This is a genomic window from Pyrobaculum neutrophilum V24Sta, assembly GCF_000019805.1.
In the GTDB taxonomy this organism is placed as follows: Archaea; Thermoproteota; Thermoprotei; order Thermoproteales; family Thermoproteaceae; genus Pyrobaculum; species Pyrobaculum neutrophilum.
The window spans coordinates 118,912-137,407 of sequence record NC_010525.1; the positions used below are offsets into that span (position 1 = coordinate 118,912).

Here is an 18,496-nt window from a genome sequence, read left to right on the forward strand (position 1 = left end):
TATTAGATAGACCTAGCTAGTGGGTAAACAGGTTTGCTATTTGGTTTCTTATGCCCGTTATGATCATCTCGGTGGCGACAGACGCGATGACAAGGGACATAAATCTGCCCAACAGCCTCAGCGGAGTCGCGCCGAGGTACCTCACGGCTCTGATGCCGAGGAGCAAGGTGGCCGCGACGGCGGTGGAGGCTGACGCGGCCACCGCCAGAGCCCAGAGGGGGCCGTAGGTCGACGATATTATGATCAAGGCGGTGATGGTGCCGGGGCCCACTATAAGGGGAGTTGCCAGGGGGACCACGGCTTGCTCCTCCGCAATCTCCACCTTTCCCACGTAGGAGCCCGACATGAGGGTCATTATCGATATCGCCATCAGCATGATGCCCCCCGCGATCCTAAAGCTGTCGAGGCTTACGCCGAACGCGGCGAGTATGGCCCCGCCGCTTAAGGCGAAGAGGGATGTGAGTATGTAGACGGCGAATACGACCACGGTGGTGACCTTTTTCACGAACTGGGGGCGTTCAGACGCCAGCGGCCCGACGATGGCGAGTTTGCCTATTGGGTTCATTATTGCGTAAAGTTGCCCCACAAGCGCAAAAAACTCGGTGATTGACATGAGGCGTCAGCCCTGGAAAACTCTTCACTCCTCCGACCTCACGCGCCACATCACCTAGTCGTGTTGAGACTCCTCGACCTTGGCGCCTTTTACCACAGCCTCTATGTATTTCTTGCGGTCTTTTTCGTACTGGTCCGCCGGATACGGCTTGACCTTGGCCAGTATCTTGGGTAGGGCGGTGTACTCCATCTCTTCCGGAGGTAGCCTGTGCGGCTGGAAGGGACCCATGCGGCGTATGTAGTCGGCTATCTGGGCGGCCGTCTGCCTCACGTAGTCGAAGGCCGGGTCGTCGAAGAGGTCTACGCCGCCTTCGAGGTAGCCCTCGTGTAGCTGGAAGCCTAGGGCTCCCACCTTGGGAGGGCCGTCGAATCTGGTCATCTTTGGCCCAATGGCGATCCTCCTCTCCGGATCCACCGATATAAACCGGGCCGGCATCAGAGGCCCGGCGTGGCTGCCGCGCATCCACCCGTGTACTAGGTGTGGATGGGCGAAGGCCTCAAGCACCTCGCCGACGGCGGGGAGGCCCGACTGGGCTCTCACGAGGAGCACGGGGTCGTCTTTGCCGACGTACCGCCCGGCGATTAGGGAGAGCCTCTCCACGCTGTTGGCGGCGGCCGGCGCGCCGTCGGCCCTCCTGAACACCTTCCTAATTATGTATCTGCCGGTGGTGCCGATTAGGCCAAGCAGGGAGTAGGCGTCCTCGGGGGTCTTGAGGAGGTAGACCTTGTGCTCCACCACGTCGAGGACTTCGAAGATGAAGCCCTCGTGCATCGAGGGGTCGATGACGAGGCCGGCCGTGGTGAAGGGGTCTGCGAACATCTTGTAGAGCGGCAGGTTGAAGGCCCCGGGCTCCGTCTTGTCGGCCGCGAAGGCAATGATGGGCTCGCTGGGCCTCTCCTCGAACTCCATCTCGGCCACCTGGGGCCCCATCCCCCTGATGTTGCCGGAGAAGGCGTCTTTCAGCAGGTCCTGCCCAGCGCCGTACAGCTTGAACCTCTTGGCGATCTGGTCGGTCACCTCTTTAAAGGTCTCCCAGGCGAGGCCGTGGATGTCCTTGTTGTCCTCGCCCTTCGTATGCGTCATCAACAGCGAGATGTCGTCGCCTACGTTGTAGACGAAGTAGTCAATTATCACCCCCCTCTTCTGTGCCTCCTTAAGCTTCGCCGCGGCGTACTCCAGCATTTTTGGGTGGACGTGGGCGTGGCCGGGGAACCCGCCGACGTCTGCCTTGATTATGGAAACCGTAACCCGCATGGGGGATAGGTTGAGGACGCTTTAAAAATATTATAGATAGGCGTTGGAAAGGTTTATATAGGCGGTCTTGTATGGCTGTGATGTTCAAGGGGCGAACACTATGTCGTACCTCGTCCTCGAAGACGGCTCGGTATTTGTAGGTAGGCAGATAGGCGCTGAGAAGACCGCTGTTGGGGAGGTCGTATTCACCACCGCAGTGGTGGGGTATCCCCAGGTTTTGACGGACCCGAGCTACCGGGGGCAGATAGTCGCCTTCACGATGCCGCTAATCGGGAACTACGGCGTTTCCGAGGATCAGCTTGAGTCGGACGGCGTAAAGGCTGAGGGGGTCGTGGTTTTTGAGGCCACGGCGCCGAGCCACTACAAATCCGTGATGTCTCTAGACGAGTGGCTTAAGGCTGAGGGGGTCCCAGGCATAGCGCGGGTGGACACGAGGGCGCTGGCGATTAAGCTCAGGGAATACGGCGTTATGATGGGGGCGCTGGGGCCCGAGGAGCCCGAGGAGCTTCTAAGGCGGCTTAGGTCCTCTCCCCGCTACGACGAGGTGAACTACGTCGATCTAGTGTCGGTGAAAGAGCCGCGGGAGCTGGGGGATGGGAAGTTGTGCATCGGAGTGGTGGACTGCGGCATAAAGAGGTCGATAGTGTCGGAGTTCCTAAAGAGGGGGGTTAGGATCAAGCTTGTCCCATGCCGCGCCCCCGAGCTGGCCTTCGACTGCGACGGCCTCTTCTTGAGCAACGGGCCGGGCAACCCCAAGCTGTTGGGCTCCCTCGCGGAGAAGGTGAGGGAGTACGCCGAGTACAAAAAGCCTCTCACCGGCATATGCCTGGGCCACCAGGTGATCGCCCTTGCCATGGGCGCCGGCGTGTACAAGCTCAAGTTTGGACATAGGGCTAGCAACAAGCCCGTGCGGGACCTCCGCTTCACGGGGAAGACCTACATCACAGTCCACAACCACGGCTACGCCGTGGATCCAAAAGACAGCGGGCTTAAGGTCTGGGCTGTTCAGCCAGACGACGGCACCGTGGAGGGCCTATACCACGAGTCCCTCCCCATCTTGACGACGCAGTTCCACCCCGAGGCCTCCCCCGGGCCGCAGGACACGAGGTGGATCTTCGACATGTTCGTCAAGCTCATCCAGCGCCATGCCGGACGTTAGAAAGATCTTGGTGGTAGGGTCGGGCGCCATCAAGGTGGCGGAGGCGGCTGAGTTCGACTACTCGGGCTCGCAGGCCTTAAAGGCGTTTAGGGAGGAGGGGATAGAGACGGTGCTCGTCAACCCCAACATAGCCACTATACAGACGTCGAAGCTTCTGGCGGATAAGGTCTACTTCGTGCCTATACAGAGGCAGTTCCTGGCGGAGGTCATAGAGAGGGAGAGGCCTGACGCAATAGCGTGCGGCTTCGGCGGACAGACGGCGCTGTCGGCCTGCGTAGATCTACACGACTCCGGCGTCTTGGATAAATACGGCGTTAAGGTCGTGGGGACGCCGGTGCGGGGGATAAAGAGGGCTCTCTCGAGGGATCTGTTTCAAAAGGCCATGAGGGAGGTCGGCATACCGATCCCGCCCAGTAGCCCCGCGAGGTCGCCCGAGGAGGCGCTGAAGGTCGCGCGGGAGATAGGCTACCCGGTGGTCGTGAGGGTGAGCTTCAACCTAGGCGGCGCGGGCGCCTTCGTCGCCAGGAGCGAGGAGGACCTAAGGGCCAGGGTGTACAAGGCCTTCGCCCAGTCCGCAATTGGGGAAGTCCTTGTGGAGAAGTACCTGGAGGGGTGGAAGGAGGTGGAGTTCGAGGTGGTGCGCGACGCCTACGACAACGTCGCAGCTGTGGTCTGTATGGAGAACATAGACCCAATGGGCGTACACACGGGGGACTCCATAGTGGTGGCCCCCTGCCTCACCTTGACAGATGAGGAGTACCAGACTGCCAGGAACATCTCCATCGGCGTGGCGCGCGCCATCGAGCTAGTGGGCGAGGGCAACGTCCAGGTGGCGGTCAACTACGCCGGGCCTGAGCAGTACGCCATAGAGACAAACCCACGTATGTCCCGCTCCAGCGCCCTCGCCTCCAAGGCCTCGGGCTACCCCCTGGCCTTCATCGCGGCTAAGTTGGCCTTGGGCTACCGCCTAGACGAGGTTTTGAACCAGGTGACGAGGCGGACAGTGGCGGCGTTTGAGCCCGCGCTTGACTACATAGTGGTTAAACACCCGAGGTGGGAGAACGACAGATTCGGCGTATCCGAGGGCCTGGGGCCGGAGATGATGTCTATCGGCGAGGCCATGGCGGTGGGGAGGACGCTGGAGGAGGCTTGGCAGAAGGCGGTTAGGATGATCGACATAGGCGAGCCCGGCCTAGTTGGCGGGCCCATGTTTAGGGAACTTACGCTTGAGGAGGCGAGGCGGTGTCTAGAGGGGTACAGGCCCTACTGGCCGATATGCGCTGCCAAGGCCATGTACCTAGGCCTCTCTATAGACGAGGTGTACAGCTATGTGAAGGTGGATAGGTTCTTCCTAAGGGCTATACAGCGCGTCGTAGAGGCCTACAAGGCGCTTGAGCAAGGCCGGTACGACCTGGAGGAGCTGAAGGTCTTGGGCTTCTCAGACGGCCAGATAGCAAGAGCGCTGGGGGTCGAAGAGGAGGAGGTGAGGCGGGCGAGGAGGCGGCCGGTGGTGAAGAGGATAGATACGCTAGCCGGCGAGTGGCCGGCCGAGACGAACTACCTCTACCTCACCTACGGCGGCGTGTACGACGACGACGTGCCGCGGGTGGACTACCTAGTGGTGGGCGCCGGAGTCTTTAGAATAGGCGTGAGCGTGGAGTTCGACTGGTCCACGGTGAACCTGGCGCAGGAGCTGAGAAACAGGGGGTTTAAGGTGGCTATCCTGAACTACAACCCCGAGACGGTGTCGACGGACTGGGACATAGTGGATAAGCTCTACTTCGACGAGATCTCCAGCGAGAGGATACTGGACATAGTGGAGAAGGAGGGCGGCGGCGTCGCGGTTGTCCTCTACGCGGGAGGCCAGATAGGCCAGAGGCTTTATAAGCGTCTTGAGGCGGCGGGGGTGAAGATCGGGGGGACCCGCGCCGCCTCTATAGACGCGGCGGAGGACAGGAGCAAGTTTTCGGAGCTTCTGGAAAAGCTCGGCATAAAACAGCCGCCGTGGTTCGCCGCTAGATCCCCAGAGGAGGCGGCTAAGCTCGCCGAGGCGCTGGGCTACCCCGTGTTGGTGAGGCCCAGCTACGTCCTAGGCGGCACCTATATGGCCGTGGCTTACGACAGGGAGGAGCTCCTGAGCTTCCTCACAAAGGCGGCTAGGGTGAGCGGGGAGTACCCGGCGGTTGTGTCCAAGTTCATGCCGCGCGGCGTTGAGGCGGAGGTAGACGCCGTGTCTGACGGAGTTCGGCTCGTCGCCACACCAATCGAGCACGTGGAGCCGCCTGGCGTTCATTCCGGCGACTCCACCATGGTGCTCCCGCCGAGGAGGCTGGAGGAGGGGGCCGTCAAGAAGATGGTTGAGGCTACTCAGAGGATCGCCGCCGAGCTCGGGGTCAAGGGCCCTCTCAACGTCCAGTTCATAGTCTACGATGACGTGTACGTAATAGAGGCGAACCTCAGGGTAAGCCGCTCCATGCCCTTCGTGAGCAAGGCCACGGGGGTGAACTACATGTCTCTGACGGCCGACGTGTTGGTGAACGGCCGCCTAGCCGTAGACGAGGAGGTCGTGGTGCTTAAGCCGACGAAGTGGTGGGTGAAGTCTCCGCAGTTCTCTTGGTCTAGGCTGAGGGGGTCGTACCCGCGGCTGGGGCCTGTGATGTACAGCACTGGGGAGGTGGCCTCAAACGGGGCCACATACGAGGAGGCTCTGCTGAAGAGCTGGCTGTCCGCAGCGCCGAATAGGATACCGGAGAGATCCGCACTGATATATACATATGATAAACACGGCGCGGAGGCCCTTGGGCAAGCGGCTTCTCTGCTGGCCGGCAGGCTGGAGGTACACACCCCCGAGTCGCTGGGGGAGAAGGCCGTGGAAATGTTAAAGTGGAAGAAGATAGACATAGTTATGACGTCTGGCGTAACGCCGGAGAGGGATTTCCACATCAGGAGAACCGCGGCCGACACCAACACGCCGTTGGTGCTTGACGCGTCGCTGGCGCTGGAGTTAGCCAAGGCGTTTACGTGGTACTACAAAAACGGGAAGCTCGAGGTAGCGCCGTGGTAGCGCTCGCCTACGACGTTGTACGAGAGGAGGAGAAGATGTTGCTTAAAGCCGCCGAGAGAGCCGGCGTACAGCTGAGGCTTGTGAAAGTGGGCGAGGCGGTGGACATAGAGGGTTGGGAGCCCGACGTCTACCTCATCCGCACCCTCAGCCACAACAGGGGGATCGTCTTCGCGGCTGCCGTGGAGGGCAACGGCGGGGTGTCTGTGAACTCCTCGACCGCTATCGCCGTGAGCTGGAACAAGGCCGTGTCTCTGGCGAGGCTAAGGGGGGCCGGCCTGCCTGTCCCCAAGACCACGGTCCTCTTCGGCGAAGCCGACGTCGAGATAAAGGGGAGGTCCATAGTGAAGGCGGTGAGCGGTAGCTGGGGGAGGAAGGTGGCGCTGGTGTCGACGAGGGAGGAGCTCAGCCTCCTGCTTAAGTCGGCTGAAGGCGACGTGTTGATGTTGCAGGAGATGGTGGGGACAGGCGAGGACATCAGAGTTTTCGTGGTGGGGGGCAGGGCGGTGGCGGCCATGAGGAGGATCCCCCCCGAGGGGGACTGGAGGAGCAACGCCGCCAGGGGGGGCAAAACCCTCCCGCAGAGGGTAGACGGCGAGTTGGAGGAGCTGGCCGTGAAGGCGGCTGAGGCCGTGGGCGCCCTCTACGCCGGCGTAGATATCCTAATTGGGGAGAGGCTATACGTCAACGAGGTAAACGGAATACCCGAGTTCAAGGCGTTGACCAGAACCACCGGGGTGGACGTGGCAAGCCACATAATACAGATGCTTCTCGAGGTCAAGAAAAGAGGGTGAAGAGCTTGTCTTCTACGTGCGGCTCCCTGTACAGCCTGTCGCCTATCTTCACGAGGTAGCCCCGGCGCTCGGTCACCCTGCCGATCTGCGAGAAGGACACGCCGAGTTTTCTAAGGCGCTCCTCGGCCTCCCCTAGGCGGTCGGGCGGGACGGTGGCCAGCAAGACGCCGGAGCTGAGGGTCTCCAGCGGATCTACGCCGAAGGCCGAGCAGAGCTCCTCCACCTCCCTATACACCACCACGGAGCCCGGGTCGACCTCTATCGAGACGCCTGAGGCGTAGGCCACCTCGGCAAGGCCGTTGGCCACCCCGCCCTCCGTGGGGTCGTGCATGGAGGTCGCCAGGTCGGCCACCGCCAGGGCCTCCCTAGCCACAGACACAGCTCTGGCGAGCTCGCCCGCCCTCTCCACAGACGCCGGGGAGACGCCACGCCTCAAGGCCTCCTCTCTGAAGTCCGTGGCCAATATAGAGGCGGCCTCCTGCCCCGCCGACTTCGTCATCAACACGACGTCGCCCGGCCTAGCCCCCGAGGTGGTCACGTAGCGCTCGCCCACCCCCGCTGCGGTCACCACGGCGACTGGCCTAGTTACGGCCGTGGTCACCTCGGTGTGTCCCCCCACCACGGCGGCTCCCAGCTCCCGCGCCGCCGCGTCTATCTGCGCCGTTAAGACGTCGAGATCCCCCTCCTCCACCTCAGGTGGGAGGAGGAGAGCCACCGAGAGCCACATGGGAGGTATCCCCCTCACGGCGATATCGTTGGTGGGGATGTAGACGGCGAGGTAGCCGAGGAGCTTCACAGAGCCCGTTATGGGGTCCGTGTGCACCGCCACGTAGCGGCCCCCTATATCGATAATCGCCGCATCTTCGCCCACGGCGGGGCCCACGACGACCTCCTTCCTCTGCGCGCCGGTTCTCCTAAAGACCACGCCCTGGAGGACGCCGGGCGGGATCTTCCCGATCTTCATAAGGGCTCTGGACGTCGGAGGTTAAGAATATTAAGGGGGACGCCGCTGGAGGCGGTGGAGGACGCGCCAAGCTGGGCCCCCCTTGTCCGGCCGAGGAGAGGCCCTCCGGCTGAGCCTCAACGCCTCCTCCAGAAGAACTTCAAGGTGGTCGCCGTAGCTGAGAGCTTCGTGCTTCAAGACGGATACTCGGTATACGCCGGCGTGTTGGCCCGTAGAGACGGCGTAGTTGAGGAGGTGGCGCTGGATCTGGCCACACTCGGCGGCACAGACGGCACAGAAGCCGCCTCCAGGATCCTAGAGGCCCTCCTCCGGCCAGACGTCGCCATGGTCATGTTAGACGGCTGCGTGGTCTCCTTCTACAACTGGATAGACGGGGAGGCGCTGTGGAGGAGGTTCGGGAGACCTGTGGCCTGCTACATCTTCGAAGAGCCGGAGGGGAGGGCGGAGGAGGCCGCGAGAAAGCTGTTTATGGACTGGGAGAGGAGGGTCGAGGCGTTTAGGAGGCTGGGCCAGCCGGTTCCCTACTACACCAGAGGCGGCTACAGGATATATGTCAGATCTTGGGGGATGGACCCGGCCGACGCGGGGAAGGCGGCGGAGCTGTGTACAAAGTTCGGCAAGATGCCTGAGCCGATTCGTGTGGCGAAGATAATAGCCGGGGGGGCGAGGAAATTTTTAAAAAACGCCCGCGCGAAGAGCGGCGATGGTAACTAGGAGGAAGCTCCTAGCCGGCGCGGTAGCCGCGGCGGTTGTAGCCGCCTTGGGAGGTAGCGTTCTGCTTTCGAGGGGGCCGGAGAAGAGGGCGGCAACACTCGGCGGACAGCTAGCCGTCTACAACTACTCCTACTACATAGACAAGGACCTGCTCACGGAGTTCGAGAGGGAGACCGGCGTTAAGGTGATCTACCAGGAGTTCGAGAGCGGGGAGGAGGCCTACGCCGCCCTACTCAGAGGCGGGGGCGGGTACGACCTAGTAGTGGTGCCGGATATGTACCTAAAGGAGGTGATCAAGGGGGGCTACGTGAGGAAGATGGACCACGGCAGACTAGCCAACATCAACAACATAGACCAGGCCTTCTTCGACAACCCGAACGACCCAGGCCTCCAGCACTCTATTCCATACGCCTTCGGCACCACGGGCTTCGCCGTCAACTACCACGCGATGGCCGTAGAGGCCGGCAGAAAACTCGAGAGCTGGGGCGACCTCTTCGACTTCGGTCTCCTGGAGAAGATGAGAAACAAGGTGGCTATGTTGGAGGAGTTCGTGGAGCCCGTCATGGCGGCTAAATACGCCCTGGGAATAGACCCAAACGACTGGAGCCAAGCGGCTGTGGACAAGGTCGCAGAGCTTCTGAAGAAGCAGAAGGGCTACATAAGAGGCTACATGGGGGTCAGCCAGATCGTTCCGGCTATAGCCGCCGGCGAGCTGTGGGTTTCACAGATCTGGAGCGGAGACGCAGCCACGGCACGCGACGAGTTTATCAAACACGCCGGTGAGAAAAACGCCGATAAGTTCGAGTACGTGTTGCCAAAGCCAATGACGCACAGATGGGTCGACTTCATGGTGATCCCCCGCGACGCGAAAAACATCGACGCGGCATACGCCTTCATTGACTTCCTGCTTAGGCCTGAGAACTCTGCTAGAATCACCAAGGCGTCTTACTACCCAACAGCGCTGAAGAGACAGCTACTCGAAAAGCACCTCAGCCCCGACATATTACAGGACCCCACGGTCTTCCCGCCTGAGGGAGCCAAACTCATCTATCTCAACTACACAGACGAGATGATTAAGGCCGTGGAGAAGATCAGCTACGCCGTCAAAGGCTAGCGGGCCGGTCTCCACACAGCGCGTTTGTGAAAACCTTTGCCGAGGAACCTTGCCGGTGGCGATCCCGGATCCACCGGCGTGTGCCCTTCGCCGAGGGGGTGAAGACCGCCCGCGCTTAAGCGTCGACAGGGTAGGCGCCTCTTCCTCCGCGGCCTGTCGAGGGTCGGCTTTCTAAGCCGGCGCATTGGGCACAGATGGTGAAGCGGCTGAGAGGCGAGGGCTGGATGTTTTTAAACACGGGCCGTTGTCTATGCCATGGCTCACGAGGAGCATAGGGCTAGGGGGCAACGCGTTGCGAGGTTCTATATTGTGACTGTGAGCACCTCTAGATACCGGGAGAAGGCGGAGGGGCGCACCCCCGTGGACGAGTCCGGCGACCTGGCTGAGAGGATGGCTAGAGAGGCCGGGCATCAGGTCGTCGGCAGAGACCTAATACCGGACGACCTCCACCTAATTAGGAGTAAAATCCTGGAGCTCGCCGCGCGGGAGGACGTGGACGTTGTGGTGTTCACCGGCGGCACAGGCCTTACCAAGACCGACGTCACCATAGAGGCCGTGAGACCTCTGTTTGAGAAAGAGATGGAGGGCTTCGGCGACGTGTTTAGATACTACAGCATCCAGGAGGTGGGCACCGCCGCCTTTTTGACAAGGGCGACTGGGGGCGTAGTGGGCGGCAAGGCCGTCTTCCTACTGCCGGGCTCCCCCAACGCCGTTAAGGTCGGCATGAGGATAATCTTGGACGAGGTCTCCCACCTCCTTTACCTAGTCAAATGAGGCAGATCGCGGTCGCTGTACACAGCAACCACGTGCCCGGCCTGGGGGAGAAGGCCAGGCTTTTTGTACATGCGTTGGCGGAGAGATACCCAGACGCGGTTCTGTTGGTAGGCGGCTACTGGGGGCACATGAAAGACGTCGTAGACGCCGCCCTAGAGAGAGGTCTGAAGGTCGTCGTCTTTCTACCCACGGAGAGGGAGGATGTGCCGTTGCCGCCGCAAGTCGTGGCGGTGAGAACGGGGTGCGAGTTCAGATGCAGATCTGTGATGATGGTCCGCTCCGCCGACGCGGTGGCGGTCCTGGGGGGAGGTGTAGGGACCGTAATCGAGGCGTTTATGGCCTACGCGATGGGGAAGCCCCTCTACGTGTTGACGGAGACCGGCGCCGCCAGCGACAGGTTGCCGCAGGCCTACCCGGAGTACTTCGACGAGAGGAGGGCGGTGAAGGTGGAGTATTTGAGGGATCCGAAGGCGCTGGCGGAGGAGGTCTGCGGCGCGGAACCCGGCGCCTCAACCGCCTTTGGTTAACCAGAGCGCCGCCGCGTTCTGCAGAAAGTGTAGCAGGATGGAGGCGGGGAGGCCGTATCTGTCGTAGGCGAAGGCGAGGGCCAACGCCACTATGAATATGGGCACTGCGGCGAGCCCCGGCTTGTGCAATATGGCGAACACCAGAGAGGATACGACGTAGGCCGCAGCCGGGCCGAGCCTCCCCTTCACTTCCTCGAAGACTATGCCCCTGAAGAGCATCTCCTCCACCAGAGGCGCCAGAACCAGCGCTTGGAGGAAGACGAGGGCCCAGCCCATTGGACACGTGGTTGCCTCGGCGAAGAACCTCGCCTGCGCCTCGCCTAGTTTGACGTAATCGGCGCGTATAGGCGGGACTGCCGCCGCTACGGCGCCGGCGGCGACTAGCGAGAGGAGGTAAACAGCGAAGGCGAGGGGGAACCTCCTATCTAGCCTCCACCTAACCAGCGCCCCCGCAGGGGCGAAGGCAAGGTATACGGCCGCCCCTGCGTAGAGGGCGACACACGCCGGCGGCTTCAGAGCTACGAGCGCGGCGACGAGCGCCGCGAAGGCGGCCGGGAGGTAGATCCTCCGTATCACGGCCGTTGCTATGCAACGTTTTTTAACCTGTTGAGCCATCTCTACGTGATCTACGGCGGCGTGGTTGGGTCTTACCCAGTCAGGGTGGCTTTTAAGAAAGACGTGGACCTCCCCCTGCTGGGGGTCTCCCACAAGGCTGGCACAGAGGCCGAGGTGCCCCTCTACCTCGCCCTAAAGCTCGACGAGATGGGGGCTGTGGAGATAGACGAAAGCGGGGCGATACAGCCGCGGGACGTGACCTCCCTGAAATACGTGGAGCAGAGGGAGAGCTACCCGGTCAAGTTGCCGGAGGGCTTCTACGCCAGGGTTAAGCTGGCGGCGTACATCTTCAACAAACGCGGGGACGTCAAATCGCTGAGGACGCTGGTGCAGGAGGTTAGAGAGCTGGTGATCGAGCGGGTTAGGAAGATCGCTGTGTTGGTGGCGACGAGACCCGATATAATAAACGACCAGAGCTTCCTGGACCGCCTCACGGCGGAGGAGAGGGCGTTGTTAACCTCTATACACGCCTCGGTCACCTCCTTCGCCCTTTCTATAATCTAGCGCCTTCTTGACGATCTCGGCCACCTCCCTCGCCACCACCTCCGGCGGCCTCGCCGCATCCACCACGGGGTAGCCCTCCTCCCTAGCCCTCGCCAGGTAGATCTCGCGAACCCGCCTGAGGAAGGCCATCTGCTCGTACTTCTCCAGGGCCCCCCTTTGTCTCACCCGCGATATGGCCACCTCGGGCTCCACGTCTAGGATCACGGTTACGTCCGGCCTAGGGACGAGGGAGTTTATGGACTTTATAAACTCCAGGGGGACGCCGGCCGCCCCTTGGTAGGCAATCGAGGACTCTACATACCTCTCGCTGATTACTATATAGCCCTCCCTCACCTTGGGCTCCACCTCCCGCCTGTAGTGCTCTATCCTATCCGCCGCGAAGAGGAGGGCGTCGACGTGCGGATCCACGGTGCCGCCCCTCAGAGCCCACTCCTTTATCAGCCTGCCGATGGGGCCGCCGCTGGGCTCCCTGGTGGTGTACACCTTTGGCAAAATCTCCGCAAGCCGAGAGATCACAGTGCTTTTGCCGGAGCCGTCGATGCCCTCGATGGCGACGAAGGCCACGGGGTAGAACCCGGGGCTATTTAAGCGGTCTTCGCCCAGCCGAGGTAGGCGAGGATGCCTCTCGCCGCCAGCACGCCCGTGGCGGCGGCGACGTTTATGCCTCTGGAGAGACCCGCCCCGTCTCCAGCCACGAAAAGCCCAGGCACCGTCGTCATGAGGTTTTTATCCACCTTAGGCCGCGCTGAGTAGTACTTAATCTCGGGCGCATATATGAGCGTCTGGGGGCTCGCCACGCCGGGCGCCAGCTCGTCGAGCTTCTTCAGACCCTCGATGATGTCCTCCACAACCCTGTGGGGCAACGCCAACGAGATGTCGCCGGGCGTGACGTCCTTCAGCGTCGGCGATATGCTCGACCTCCTTATCCTATCCCAGGTGGACCTCTGCCCGCGTTCAAGATCGTAGAGCCGCTGTATAAGCGGCTTTCCGCCGCCTAGCTTAGTGGCTATCCTCGCGATCGACTTGCCGTATTCTATTGTGTCCTCCATGGGGTCTGTCAACCTCAGCGTGACGAGAAACGCGAAGTTCGTGTTCTCGCTCTTCTTCTCGAGGTACGTCTCCCCGTTGACCCCCACGGTGCCGTCTGCATACACCTCCTTAACAACGAAGCCGCGGGGGTTTGTGCAGAAGGTCCTCACCTTGTCGTCATGTTTCGAGGTGTAGAGTATGACCTTGGGGTCGTGGACGGCGTCTGTCAGAGGCTTCATGACGTGGTAGGGGACCTCCACCCTCACCCCGATGTCTATCGGCCCAAAGTCCAGAGACGCCCCGAGCTTCCTCATTTGGGATATCAGCCACTCGGCGCCGCCGCGCCCAGGCGCCAGGAGGACAGCTCTGGCGTTGAGCACCCCCCTGGTGGTCTTCACGGTGAAGAGGCCGTTGCCACCCTTCTCCACGTCTAGAGCCCACGTGGCGTACATCACGGCCACGCCCGACTTCTCCAGGTACTGCGTCATGTTCTCCACCACGGCCCTCGAGCCGTCTGTCCCCATATGCCTCTGGCGGATGGGCACAATCCTCGCGTTTACCCTAGCCGCCAGGGCTGAGAGCTTCTGTATGAGCTCCATCTGCGGCTCGTAGACGTTCCCCGGCGCTCCGAACTCCACGAAGGTCTTATCGACGTAGTTGATCAGCTCCATGGCCTTGTCCCAGTCTCCCACCAGCTCGTGCAGATCGCCCCCCACGTCGGGCCTGAGGTTTATCAAGCCGGAGCTGAGGGTCCCGGCGCCCCCGATCCCGTAGACGATATGGCAGGGGACGCAGAAGGTGCACTTCTCCAGGGGGGTTTGAAGGGGGCAGTGCCTCTGGGAGGCTCTGTACCCGCCGTCTATGAGCGCCGTCCTTAACCCCCCGGCCTTCGCCAGCTCAAGCGCGGCGAAAAGCCCCGCGGGGCCCGCCCCCACTATCACCACGTCGTAGTCGCCCACGTATCTATCCAGCGTCCGGAGGCGGGAGAGGTACTGGGTTACCACCTTTGTCCAGCGACATACGTCATATATAAAGTGTTCGCGGTAAAAAGTACAACCGCATGCCGCACGGGCAGAAGGCCGGCGGGCGCACATCTTTTTAAATTCGGTGGGAGGCTGGGCCGTGCTCTACGTTGTGGTAGACGGGTTCTTCGGCGATACGGGGAAGGGCAAGGTGGTGGCGTATCTGGCCCAAGCCGATAGCCCGGCGTTGTGCGTTAGAACCGGCGCGCCAAACGCGGGACACACTGTGGTGTACGGGGGTCAGACGGCGGTGTTGAGGACGTTGCCCACCTGTTTTATAAACCGGCGGCCTAAGCTGGCGGTGGCGCCGGGGGCGTTGATAAAGCTAGACGTCTTCCTCACCGAGGTTGAGAAGTACGGAGGCGGGAGGACATACGTCGACTACCAGACGGGGGTGATAGAGGATAGGCACGTGGAGGCGGAGAGGCGGGACGAGTACCTCATGAAGGTCGTCGGATCCACGGGTCAGGGCGTGGGGGCGGCCATGGTGGATAGAGTCCTCAGAAGGCTGAGGCTTGCCAAGGAGTTCGACGTCCTCAAGCCCTATCTGGCAGACGTCCCCGCCTTGATCCACGAAAACAGGGGGGAGGGGGTCGTCATAGAGGGGACCCAGGGCACCTTCCTCTCCCTGTACCACGGCACCTACCCCTACGTAACCAGCAGAGACGCCACGGCAAGCGGGGTCCTGAGCGAGGCCGGCGTTGGGCCGAAGGCGGTAGACGAGGTGGTCCTCGTCTTCAAGGCCTACGTCACCCGGGTCGGCTCCGGCCCTCTGCCGGGCGAGCTACCGCCGGAGGAGGCCGAGAGGAGGGGTTGGGCCGAGCGGGGGGCCGTGACGGGGAGGCCTAGGAGGGCGGCGCCGTTTAATCTGGAGTTGGCGAGGAGGGCGGTTCTCCTCAACACGCCGACGCAGATAGCCATCACGAAGATAGACGTGTTGTTTAAGGAGGCGGCGGGCAAAACGCGCTGGGGGGATCTGCCGCCCGAGGCGCGTAGGTGGATTGAGGAGTTGGAGGAGGCGCTTAAGGTGCCGGTGACGCTTATAGGCACAGGCCCAGAGCCGCACCACATGGTCGACTTGAGGAGGGAGAGGCTGTGATTTCGCCCTTCGACTGGCGGTACGGAAGCGGCGAGGTAAGAGCTCTGTTTACGCCCCAGGCCTTTGTAGACGCATACGTGGAGGTGGAGAAGGCCTTGGCGTGTGCGCTGGAGGAGCTTGGGGTCGCCGAGAGGGGCTGTTGCCAGCGGCTGGAGGGGGTTAAGGTGGCCGCGGAGGAGGTCTACAGGCTCGAAAGGGAGGTTGGACACGACATCTTGAGCCTCGTGATCCTCCTAGAGCAGAGGAGCGGCTGTAGATATGTCCACTACGGAGCTACGTCGAACGACGTGATAGACACGGCGTGGGCTCTCCTGATACGCCGCGCTCTGTCTATAATAAAGAAGAAGATAAACGCCGCAGGCGAGGAGCTGGCGCGCCTCGCTAGGAGGTATAAAGGCCTTGTGATGGTTGGGCGGACCCACGGCCAGTGGGCGGAGCCCATAACCCTCGGCTTCAAGTTCGCCAACTACTACTACGAGTTGTACATCGCGTGTAGAGCCCTCGCCCAGGCCGAGGAGCTGATTAGGGCTAAGGTGGGCGGGGCCGTGGGGACCATGGCCGCCTGGGGGGAGCTGGGGCCCGAGGTGAGGCGGAGGGTTGCGGAGAGGCTGGGCCTGCCCTACCACGTAATTACGACGCAGGTAGCGCCGAGGGAGAGCTACGCCGCGCTGGCCTCGGCGCTTGCGGTGTTGGCTGCGGTTTTCGAGCGCTTAGCCACCGAGATACGCGAGCTGTCTAGGCCTGAAATCGGCGAGGTTGTGGAGAGGGGAGGCGGCTCCTCCGCGATGCCCCACAAGGCGAACCCCACCGCGTCGGAGAGGGTGGTGAGCCTCGCTAGGTACGTTAGAGCGCTTGTGAACGTAGCGCTTGAGAACGTAGCGCTTTGGCATGAGCGCGATTTGACCAACTCGGCGAATGAGAGGGTGTGGATCCCCGAGGCTATACTCGCGGTGGACGAGATCCTAGACAGCTCCGTTAGGGTGTTGCGGACTGTGGAGATAAACGAGGCTAGGATCGAGGAGAACCTCCAGAAGGCGCTCCCGTACATACTCACCGAGTTCCACATGATTAGGATGGTGAGGGAGGGCATGCCGAGGTACGAGGCCTACCGGAGGGCCAAGGAGGTGAGGGACATAACCTACGACTTCGAGAGGTGGCCCGTTGAAAAACTTATAGAGGAGGCCCTCTCGCTGGAGCTATGCAAGTAGGCGTCGTAGATTACACAGTCGGCAACGTGGGTAGCGTCTTAAATGCGCTGAGGAGGGCGGGGGCGGAGCCCAGGGTTGTAAAAAGCGTGGAGGAGGCGGGCGGGGTTGACGCCTTGGTGCTCCCAGGCGTGGGAACCTACGAGGTTGCGTATAAGCTGGTGCACGAGTTCCGCCAGGCCGTGTTGGAGAAGCCGACGCTGGCGATATGCCTAGGCATGCAGCTCCTCTTTGAGTCCAGCGAGGAGGGGGGCGGCCGCGGCTTGGCGGTGTTTAGGGGGGCCGTGAGGAGGATCGAGGCGAGGAAGGTGCCCCACATAGGCTGGAGCTACACAAAGGCGGCGAGGCCCCAGCCCTTTGTGGAAGACGGCTACTACTACTACATGCACAGCTATGGGGTGCCGTGGGATGAAAACGACGAATCACACGTAGCCTACGTCGAGCTGGGGAGGAGATACGTTGCGGCGGTCCTACGCGGGGGCATCCTCGGCCTTCAGTTCCACCCCGAGAGGAGCGGTAGGTCTGGAATAGAGCTTATCAGGAGGTTTCTGAAGGAGGCACGGAGGTAGCTACAGCCTGATCCTGAGGGAGTTCGGCGATTCGAAGCAGCTACGTGTCCCCAGGTGGCAGGCGACCCCTATCTGGACCACCTTTAGAACTACGGCGTCGCCGTCGCAGTCCGTCCGAAACTCCCTCACTATCTGGTAGTGGCCGCTCGTCTCGCCCTTGAGCCAGATCCTGTTGCGGGTGGTCGAGTAGTAGTGTGCCATCCCGGTGGTCAAGGTGAGGACCACGGCCACAGGGTCCATGTATCCCACCATCAACACGTCCTTGGTCTCCACGTCTTGAACCACAGCGACGACGGTGCCCCCTATGTGGCGGTAGTTGAGCGACTTGGCCACCCTCCACGCCTCCTCGGGTGAGGCAAGGGGTCTAGGCTCCACTGGCAGAGGCATGGTGGCGTGGGCGGTTGGAAAATTTATTAGCATAACGCCCAAGGGGGGCCATGCAGATGCCTGAGTTTGACTTCGCCTACGACGAGCCCGACGTGGGCTACGGGAAAGTTAGGCTACACTTCAACGAGAACTTGTTTCTGCCCGAGGATTACTACAGGGAGATAACGCCGTCTGTTGAGCCTTGGGAGCTGAGGTACTACACAGACCCCAACAACAGGAGGCTTGCGGGGAGGATAGAGGCGTTTCACGGATTGCCCAGCGGATCCGTGGTGGTTACGGCCGGAGCCGATGAGGGCCTAAGACTCGCGATGCAACTGGCGGCGCACATCGACGGGAGGTTGGCCATAGTGGAGCCCACCTACGGGATGGCGCGCGTGATCGCCCGGCAGATCGGCATAAGGCCTCTAGTTGCCACATACGGGGAGGACCTCGCGTTGGATGTGGACGGGTTGGTCAAGCTGGGCGCCACCACGGCGTATATCTGCTCCCCCAACAACCCCACGGGCCACGTGGTGAGGGAGGTCGAGGAGCTGGCGGCTAGGTTCAACGGCCTGATAATCCTCGACGGCGCATACGCCGAGTTCGCGGGCTACTGGGCGCCTAGGCTCTACGAATACGGCAACGTCGTCGAGGTGAGGACTTTCTCCAAGGCGTGGGGTCTCGCGGGGCTTAGGGTGGGCTACGTCGTCGCCCACAAGAGAACCGCGGAGAGGCTTAGGGCGCTTTCGCCGCCCCACCCGATCTCCTCCTTCTCGGCAAGAGTCGTGGAGAACGCCCTGGAGAGGGGCAGAGGCTACGTCGAACGATCGATCCAGGAGATGGCTAGAGTTAGGGAGTGGACACTGCCCAGGGTTGCCTTCGACAAATACCACGGCCCGGTCAACTTCATAACTGTGAAAACTCCCAACGCCGAGCAGACCGCGGCGGCTCTGGAGAGGGAGGGCTACGTGGTGAGGGTGTTGGGGGGGAAGCCGCTCTGCCCATCTTGTATACGCTTTACGCTGGCGCCGCTTGAGGTGATGGAGCGCTTCGTACCGGCGTTGGAGAAGGCGCTAAAAAGTTAAAAAGGGAGTTGAGGTGGCCCACATGGCT

At 61.7% G+C, this 18,496-nt stretch carries 19 protein-coding genes; 12 read left to right on the top strand and 7 right to left on the bottom strand.

Translation table 11 applies throughout. The features are described from left to right. Positions 1-16: 16 nt before the first annotated feature. Together TNEU_RS00665 and fbp are read right to left on the bottom strand one after the other, a co-directional pair. On the bottom strand, positions 17-613 hold the full coding sequence (locus tag TNEU_RS00665; RefSeq protein ID WP_012349510.1) for a MarC family protein: 597 nt from the start codon (positions 611-613) through the stop codon (positions 17-19). A gap of 54 nt (positions 614-667) precedes the next feature. Continuing rightward, entirely contained in the window at positions 668-1,867 is a 1,200-nt protein-coding gene (gene fbp / locus TNEU_RS00670) for a fructose-1,6-bisphosphate aldolase/phosphatase (RefSeq protein WP_012349511.1), read from the bottom strand. Between the two features lie 100 nt (positions 1,868-1,967). Here fbp and carA point away from each other — a divergent pair, with 100 nt between their 5' ends. The 3 genes from carA to TNEU_RS00685 are packed head-to-tail and all read left to right on the top strand — an operon-like array spanning position 1,968 to position 6,881. Next, positions 1,968-3,026, top strand: coding sequence for a glutamine-hydrolyzing carbamoyl-phosphate synthase small subunit (gene carA, locus TNEU_RS00675; protein ID WP_012349512.1), 1,059 nt, complete (start codon positions 1,968-1,970; stop codon positions 3,024-3,026). After that, positions 3,013-6,090, top strand: a complete 3,078-nt coding sequence (carB, locus tag TNEU_RS00680) for a carbamoyl-phosphate synthase (glutamine-hydrolyzing) large subunit (RefSeq protein ID WP_012349513.1) — start codon at positions 3,013-3,015, stop codon at positions 6,088-6,090. The genes carA and carB overlap by 14 nt, the downstream gene beginning before the upstream one ends. After that, positions 6,084-6,881, top strand: coding sequence for an ATP-grasp domain-containing protein (locus tag TNEU_RS00685; RefSeq protein WP_012349514.1), 798 nt, complete (start codon positions 6,084-6,086; stop codon positions 6,879-6,881). Before carB ends, TNEU_RS00685 begins: the two co-directional genes overlap by 7 nt. On the opposite strand, the gene TNEU_RS00690 is transcribed toward TNEU_RS00685, so the two are convergent. Beyond that, positions 6,865-7,845, bottom strand: a complete 981-nt coding sequence (locus TNEU_RS00690) for an AIR synthase family protein (protein ID WP_012349515.1) — start codon at positions 7,843-7,845, stop codon at positions 6,865-6,867. The genes TNEU_RS00685 and TNEU_RS00690 overlap by 17 nt on opposite strands. 54 nt (positions 7,846-7,899) lie before the next feature. Between TNEU_RS00690 and TNEU_RS00695 the strand changes: the two genes are divergently transcribed. The 4 genes from TNEU_RS00695 (at position 7,900) to TNEU_RS00710 (ending at position 10,974) form a co-directional block, all read left to right on the top strand. Beyond that, complete coding sequence (locus TNEU_RS00695; protein WP_012349516.1) at positions 7,900-8,559, top strand: endonuclease dU; 660 nt, start codon at positions 7,900-7,902, stop codon at positions 8,557-8,559. Then, positions 8,549-9,673 carry a polyamine ABC transporter substrate-binding protein gene (locus TNEU_RS00700; protein WP_012349517.1) on the top strand — a complete coding sequence of 375 codons (1,125 nt, stop codon included), beginning with the start codon at positions 8,549-8,551 and terminating at the stop codon, positions 9,671-9,673. Before TNEU_RS00695 ends, TNEU_RS00700 begins: the two co-directional genes overlap by 11 nt. Before the next feature lie 255 nt (positions 9,674-9,928). Beyond that, positions 9,929-10,447 carry a MogA/MoaB family molybdenum cofactor biosynthesis protein gene (locus tag TNEU_RS00705; RefSeq protein WP_012349518.1) on the top strand — a complete coding sequence of 173 codons (519 nt, stop codon included), beginning with the start codon at positions 9,929-9,931 and terminating at the stop codon, positions 10,445-10,447. Beyond that, a complete protein-coding gene (locus TNEU_RS00710) occupies positions 10,444-10,974 on the top strand; it encodes an LOG family protein (RefSeq protein ID WP_012349519.1) in 531 nt (176 codons plus the stop codon). The genes TNEU_RS00705 and TNEU_RS00710 overlap by 4 nt, the downstream gene beginning before the upstream one ends. On the opposite strand, the gene TNEU_RS00715 is transcribed toward TNEU_RS00710, so the two are convergent. Further along, positions 10,957-11,550: a CPBP family intramembrane glutamic endopeptidase gene (locus TNEU_RS00715; RefSeq protein WP_245521965.1), complete on the bottom strand. Its 594-nt coding sequence runs from the start codon at positions 11,548-11,550 to the stop codon at positions 10,957-10,959. The two genes, TNEU_RS00710 and TNEU_RS00715, sit on opposite strands and share 18 nt — an antisense overlap. A 45-nt stretch (positions 11,551-11,595) precedes the next feature. Between TNEU_RS00715 and TNEU_RS00720 the strand changes: the two genes are divergently transcribed. After that, positions 11,596-12,093, top strand: coding sequence for a DNA replication complex GINS family protein (locus tag TNEU_RS00720; protein WP_148682256.1), 498 nt, complete (start codon positions 11,596-11,598; stop codon positions 12,091-12,093). Here TNEU_RS00720 and tmk read toward each other — a convergent pair. Both tmk and TNEU_RS00730 read right to left on the bottom strand, forming a co-directional pair. Continuing rightward, complete coding sequence (gene tmk, locus TNEU_RS00725; protein WP_012349522.1) at positions 12,043-12,657, bottom strand: dTMP kinase; 615 nt, start codon at positions 12,655-12,657, stop codon at positions 12,043-12,045. The genes TNEU_RS00720 and tmk overlap by 51 nt on opposite strands. A 20-nt stretch (positions 12,658-12,677) precedes the next feature. After that, a complete protein-coding gene (locus tag TNEU_RS00730) occupies positions 12,678-14,126 on the bottom strand; it encodes an NAD(P)/FAD-dependent oxidoreductase (RefSeq protein ID WP_012349523.1) in 1,449 nt (482 codons plus the stop codon). Between the two features lie 118 nt (positions 14,127-14,244). Between TNEU_RS00730 and TNEU_RS00735 the strand changes: the two genes are divergently transcribed. Genes TNEU_RS00735 through hisH form a run of 3 tightly spaced genes read left to right on the top strand, consistent with a single transcriptional unit; the run spans position 14,245 to position 17,017 of the window. Beyond that, entirely contained in the window at positions 14,245-15,243 is a 999-nt protein-coding gene (locus TNEU_RS00735; protein WP_012349524.1) for an adenylosuccinate synthetase, read from the top strand. Next, positions 15,240-16,451, top strand: coding sequence for an adenylosuccinate lyase (gene purB, locus TNEU_RS00740; protein WP_012349525.1), 1,212 nt, complete (start codon positions 15,240-15,242; stop codon positions 16,449-16,451). Before TNEU_RS00735 ends, purB begins: the two co-directional genes overlap by 4 nt. Next, a complete protein-coding gene (gene hisH, locus TNEU_RS00745) occupies positions 16,442-17,017 on the top strand; it encodes an imidazole glycerol phosphate synthase subunit HisH (RefSeq protein ID WP_012349526.1) in 576 nt (191 codons plus the stop codon). Before purB ends, hisH begins: the two co-directional genes overlap by 10 nt. On the opposite strand, the gene hisI is transcribed toward hisH, so the two are convergent. Next, a complete protein-coding gene (hisI, locus tag TNEU_RS00750) occupies positions 17,018-17,392 on the bottom strand; it encodes a phosphoribosyl-AMP cyclohydrolase (protein WP_148682458.1) in 375 nt (124 codons plus the stop codon). It lies immediately after the preceding gene. A gap of 62 nt (positions 17,393-17,454) precedes the next feature. Between hisI and TNEU_RS00755 the strand changes: the two genes are divergently transcribed. Further along, the gene (locus TNEU_RS00755; RefSeq protein WP_148682257.1) at positions 17,455-18,468 is read left to right on the top strand and encodes a pyridoxal phosphate-dependent aminotransferase; all 1,014 of its coding nucleotides are present in this window, start codon (positions 17,455-17,457) and stop codon (positions 18,466-18,468) included. Positions 18,469-18,496: the final 28 nt, after the last annotated feature.

Excerpts from the sequence above, each read along its gene's own strand:
- TNEU_RS00665 (WP_012349510.1), bottom strand. The coding sequence starts at position 613 with ATGTCAATCACCGAGTTTTTTGCGCTTGTGGGGCAACTTTACGCAATA.
- fbp (WP_012349511.1), bottom strand. The coding sequence starts at position 1,867 with ATGCGGGTTACGGTTTCCATAATCAAGGCAGACGTCGGCGGGTTCCCC.
- carA (WP_012349512.1), top strand. The coding sequence starts at position 1,968 with ATGTCGTACCTCGTCCTCGAAGACGGCTCGGTATTTGTAGGTAGGCAG.
- carB (WP_012349513.1), top strand. The coding sequence starts at position 3,013 with ATGCCGGACGTTAGAAAGATCTTGGTGGTAGGGTCGGGCGCCATCAAG.
- TNEU_RS00690 (WP_012349515.1), bottom strand. The coding sequence starts at position 7,845 with ATGAAGATCGGGAAGATCCCGCCCGGCGTCCTCCAGGGCGTGGTCTTT.
- TNEU_RS00700 (WP_012349517.1), top strand. The coding sequence starts at position 8,549 with ATGGTAACTAGGAGGAAGCTCCTAGCCGGCGCGGTAGCCGCGGCGGTT.
- TNEU_RS00705 (WP_012349518.1), top strand. The coding sequence starts at position 9,929 with ATGGCTCACGAGGAGCATAGGGCTAGGGGGCAACGCGTTGCGAGGTTC.
- TNEU_RS00710 (WP_012349519.1), top strand. The coding sequence starts at position 10,444 with ATGAGGCAGATCGCGGTCGCTGTACACAGCAACCACGTGCCCGGCCTG.
- hisH (WP_012349526.1), top strand. The coding sequence starts at position 16,442 with ATGCAAGTAGGCGTCGTAGATTACACAGTCGGCAACGTGGGTAGCGTC.
- TNEU_RS00755 (WP_148682257.1), top strand. The coding sequence starts at position 17,455 with ATGCAGATGCCTGAGTTTGACTTCGCCTACGACGAGCCCGACGTGGGC.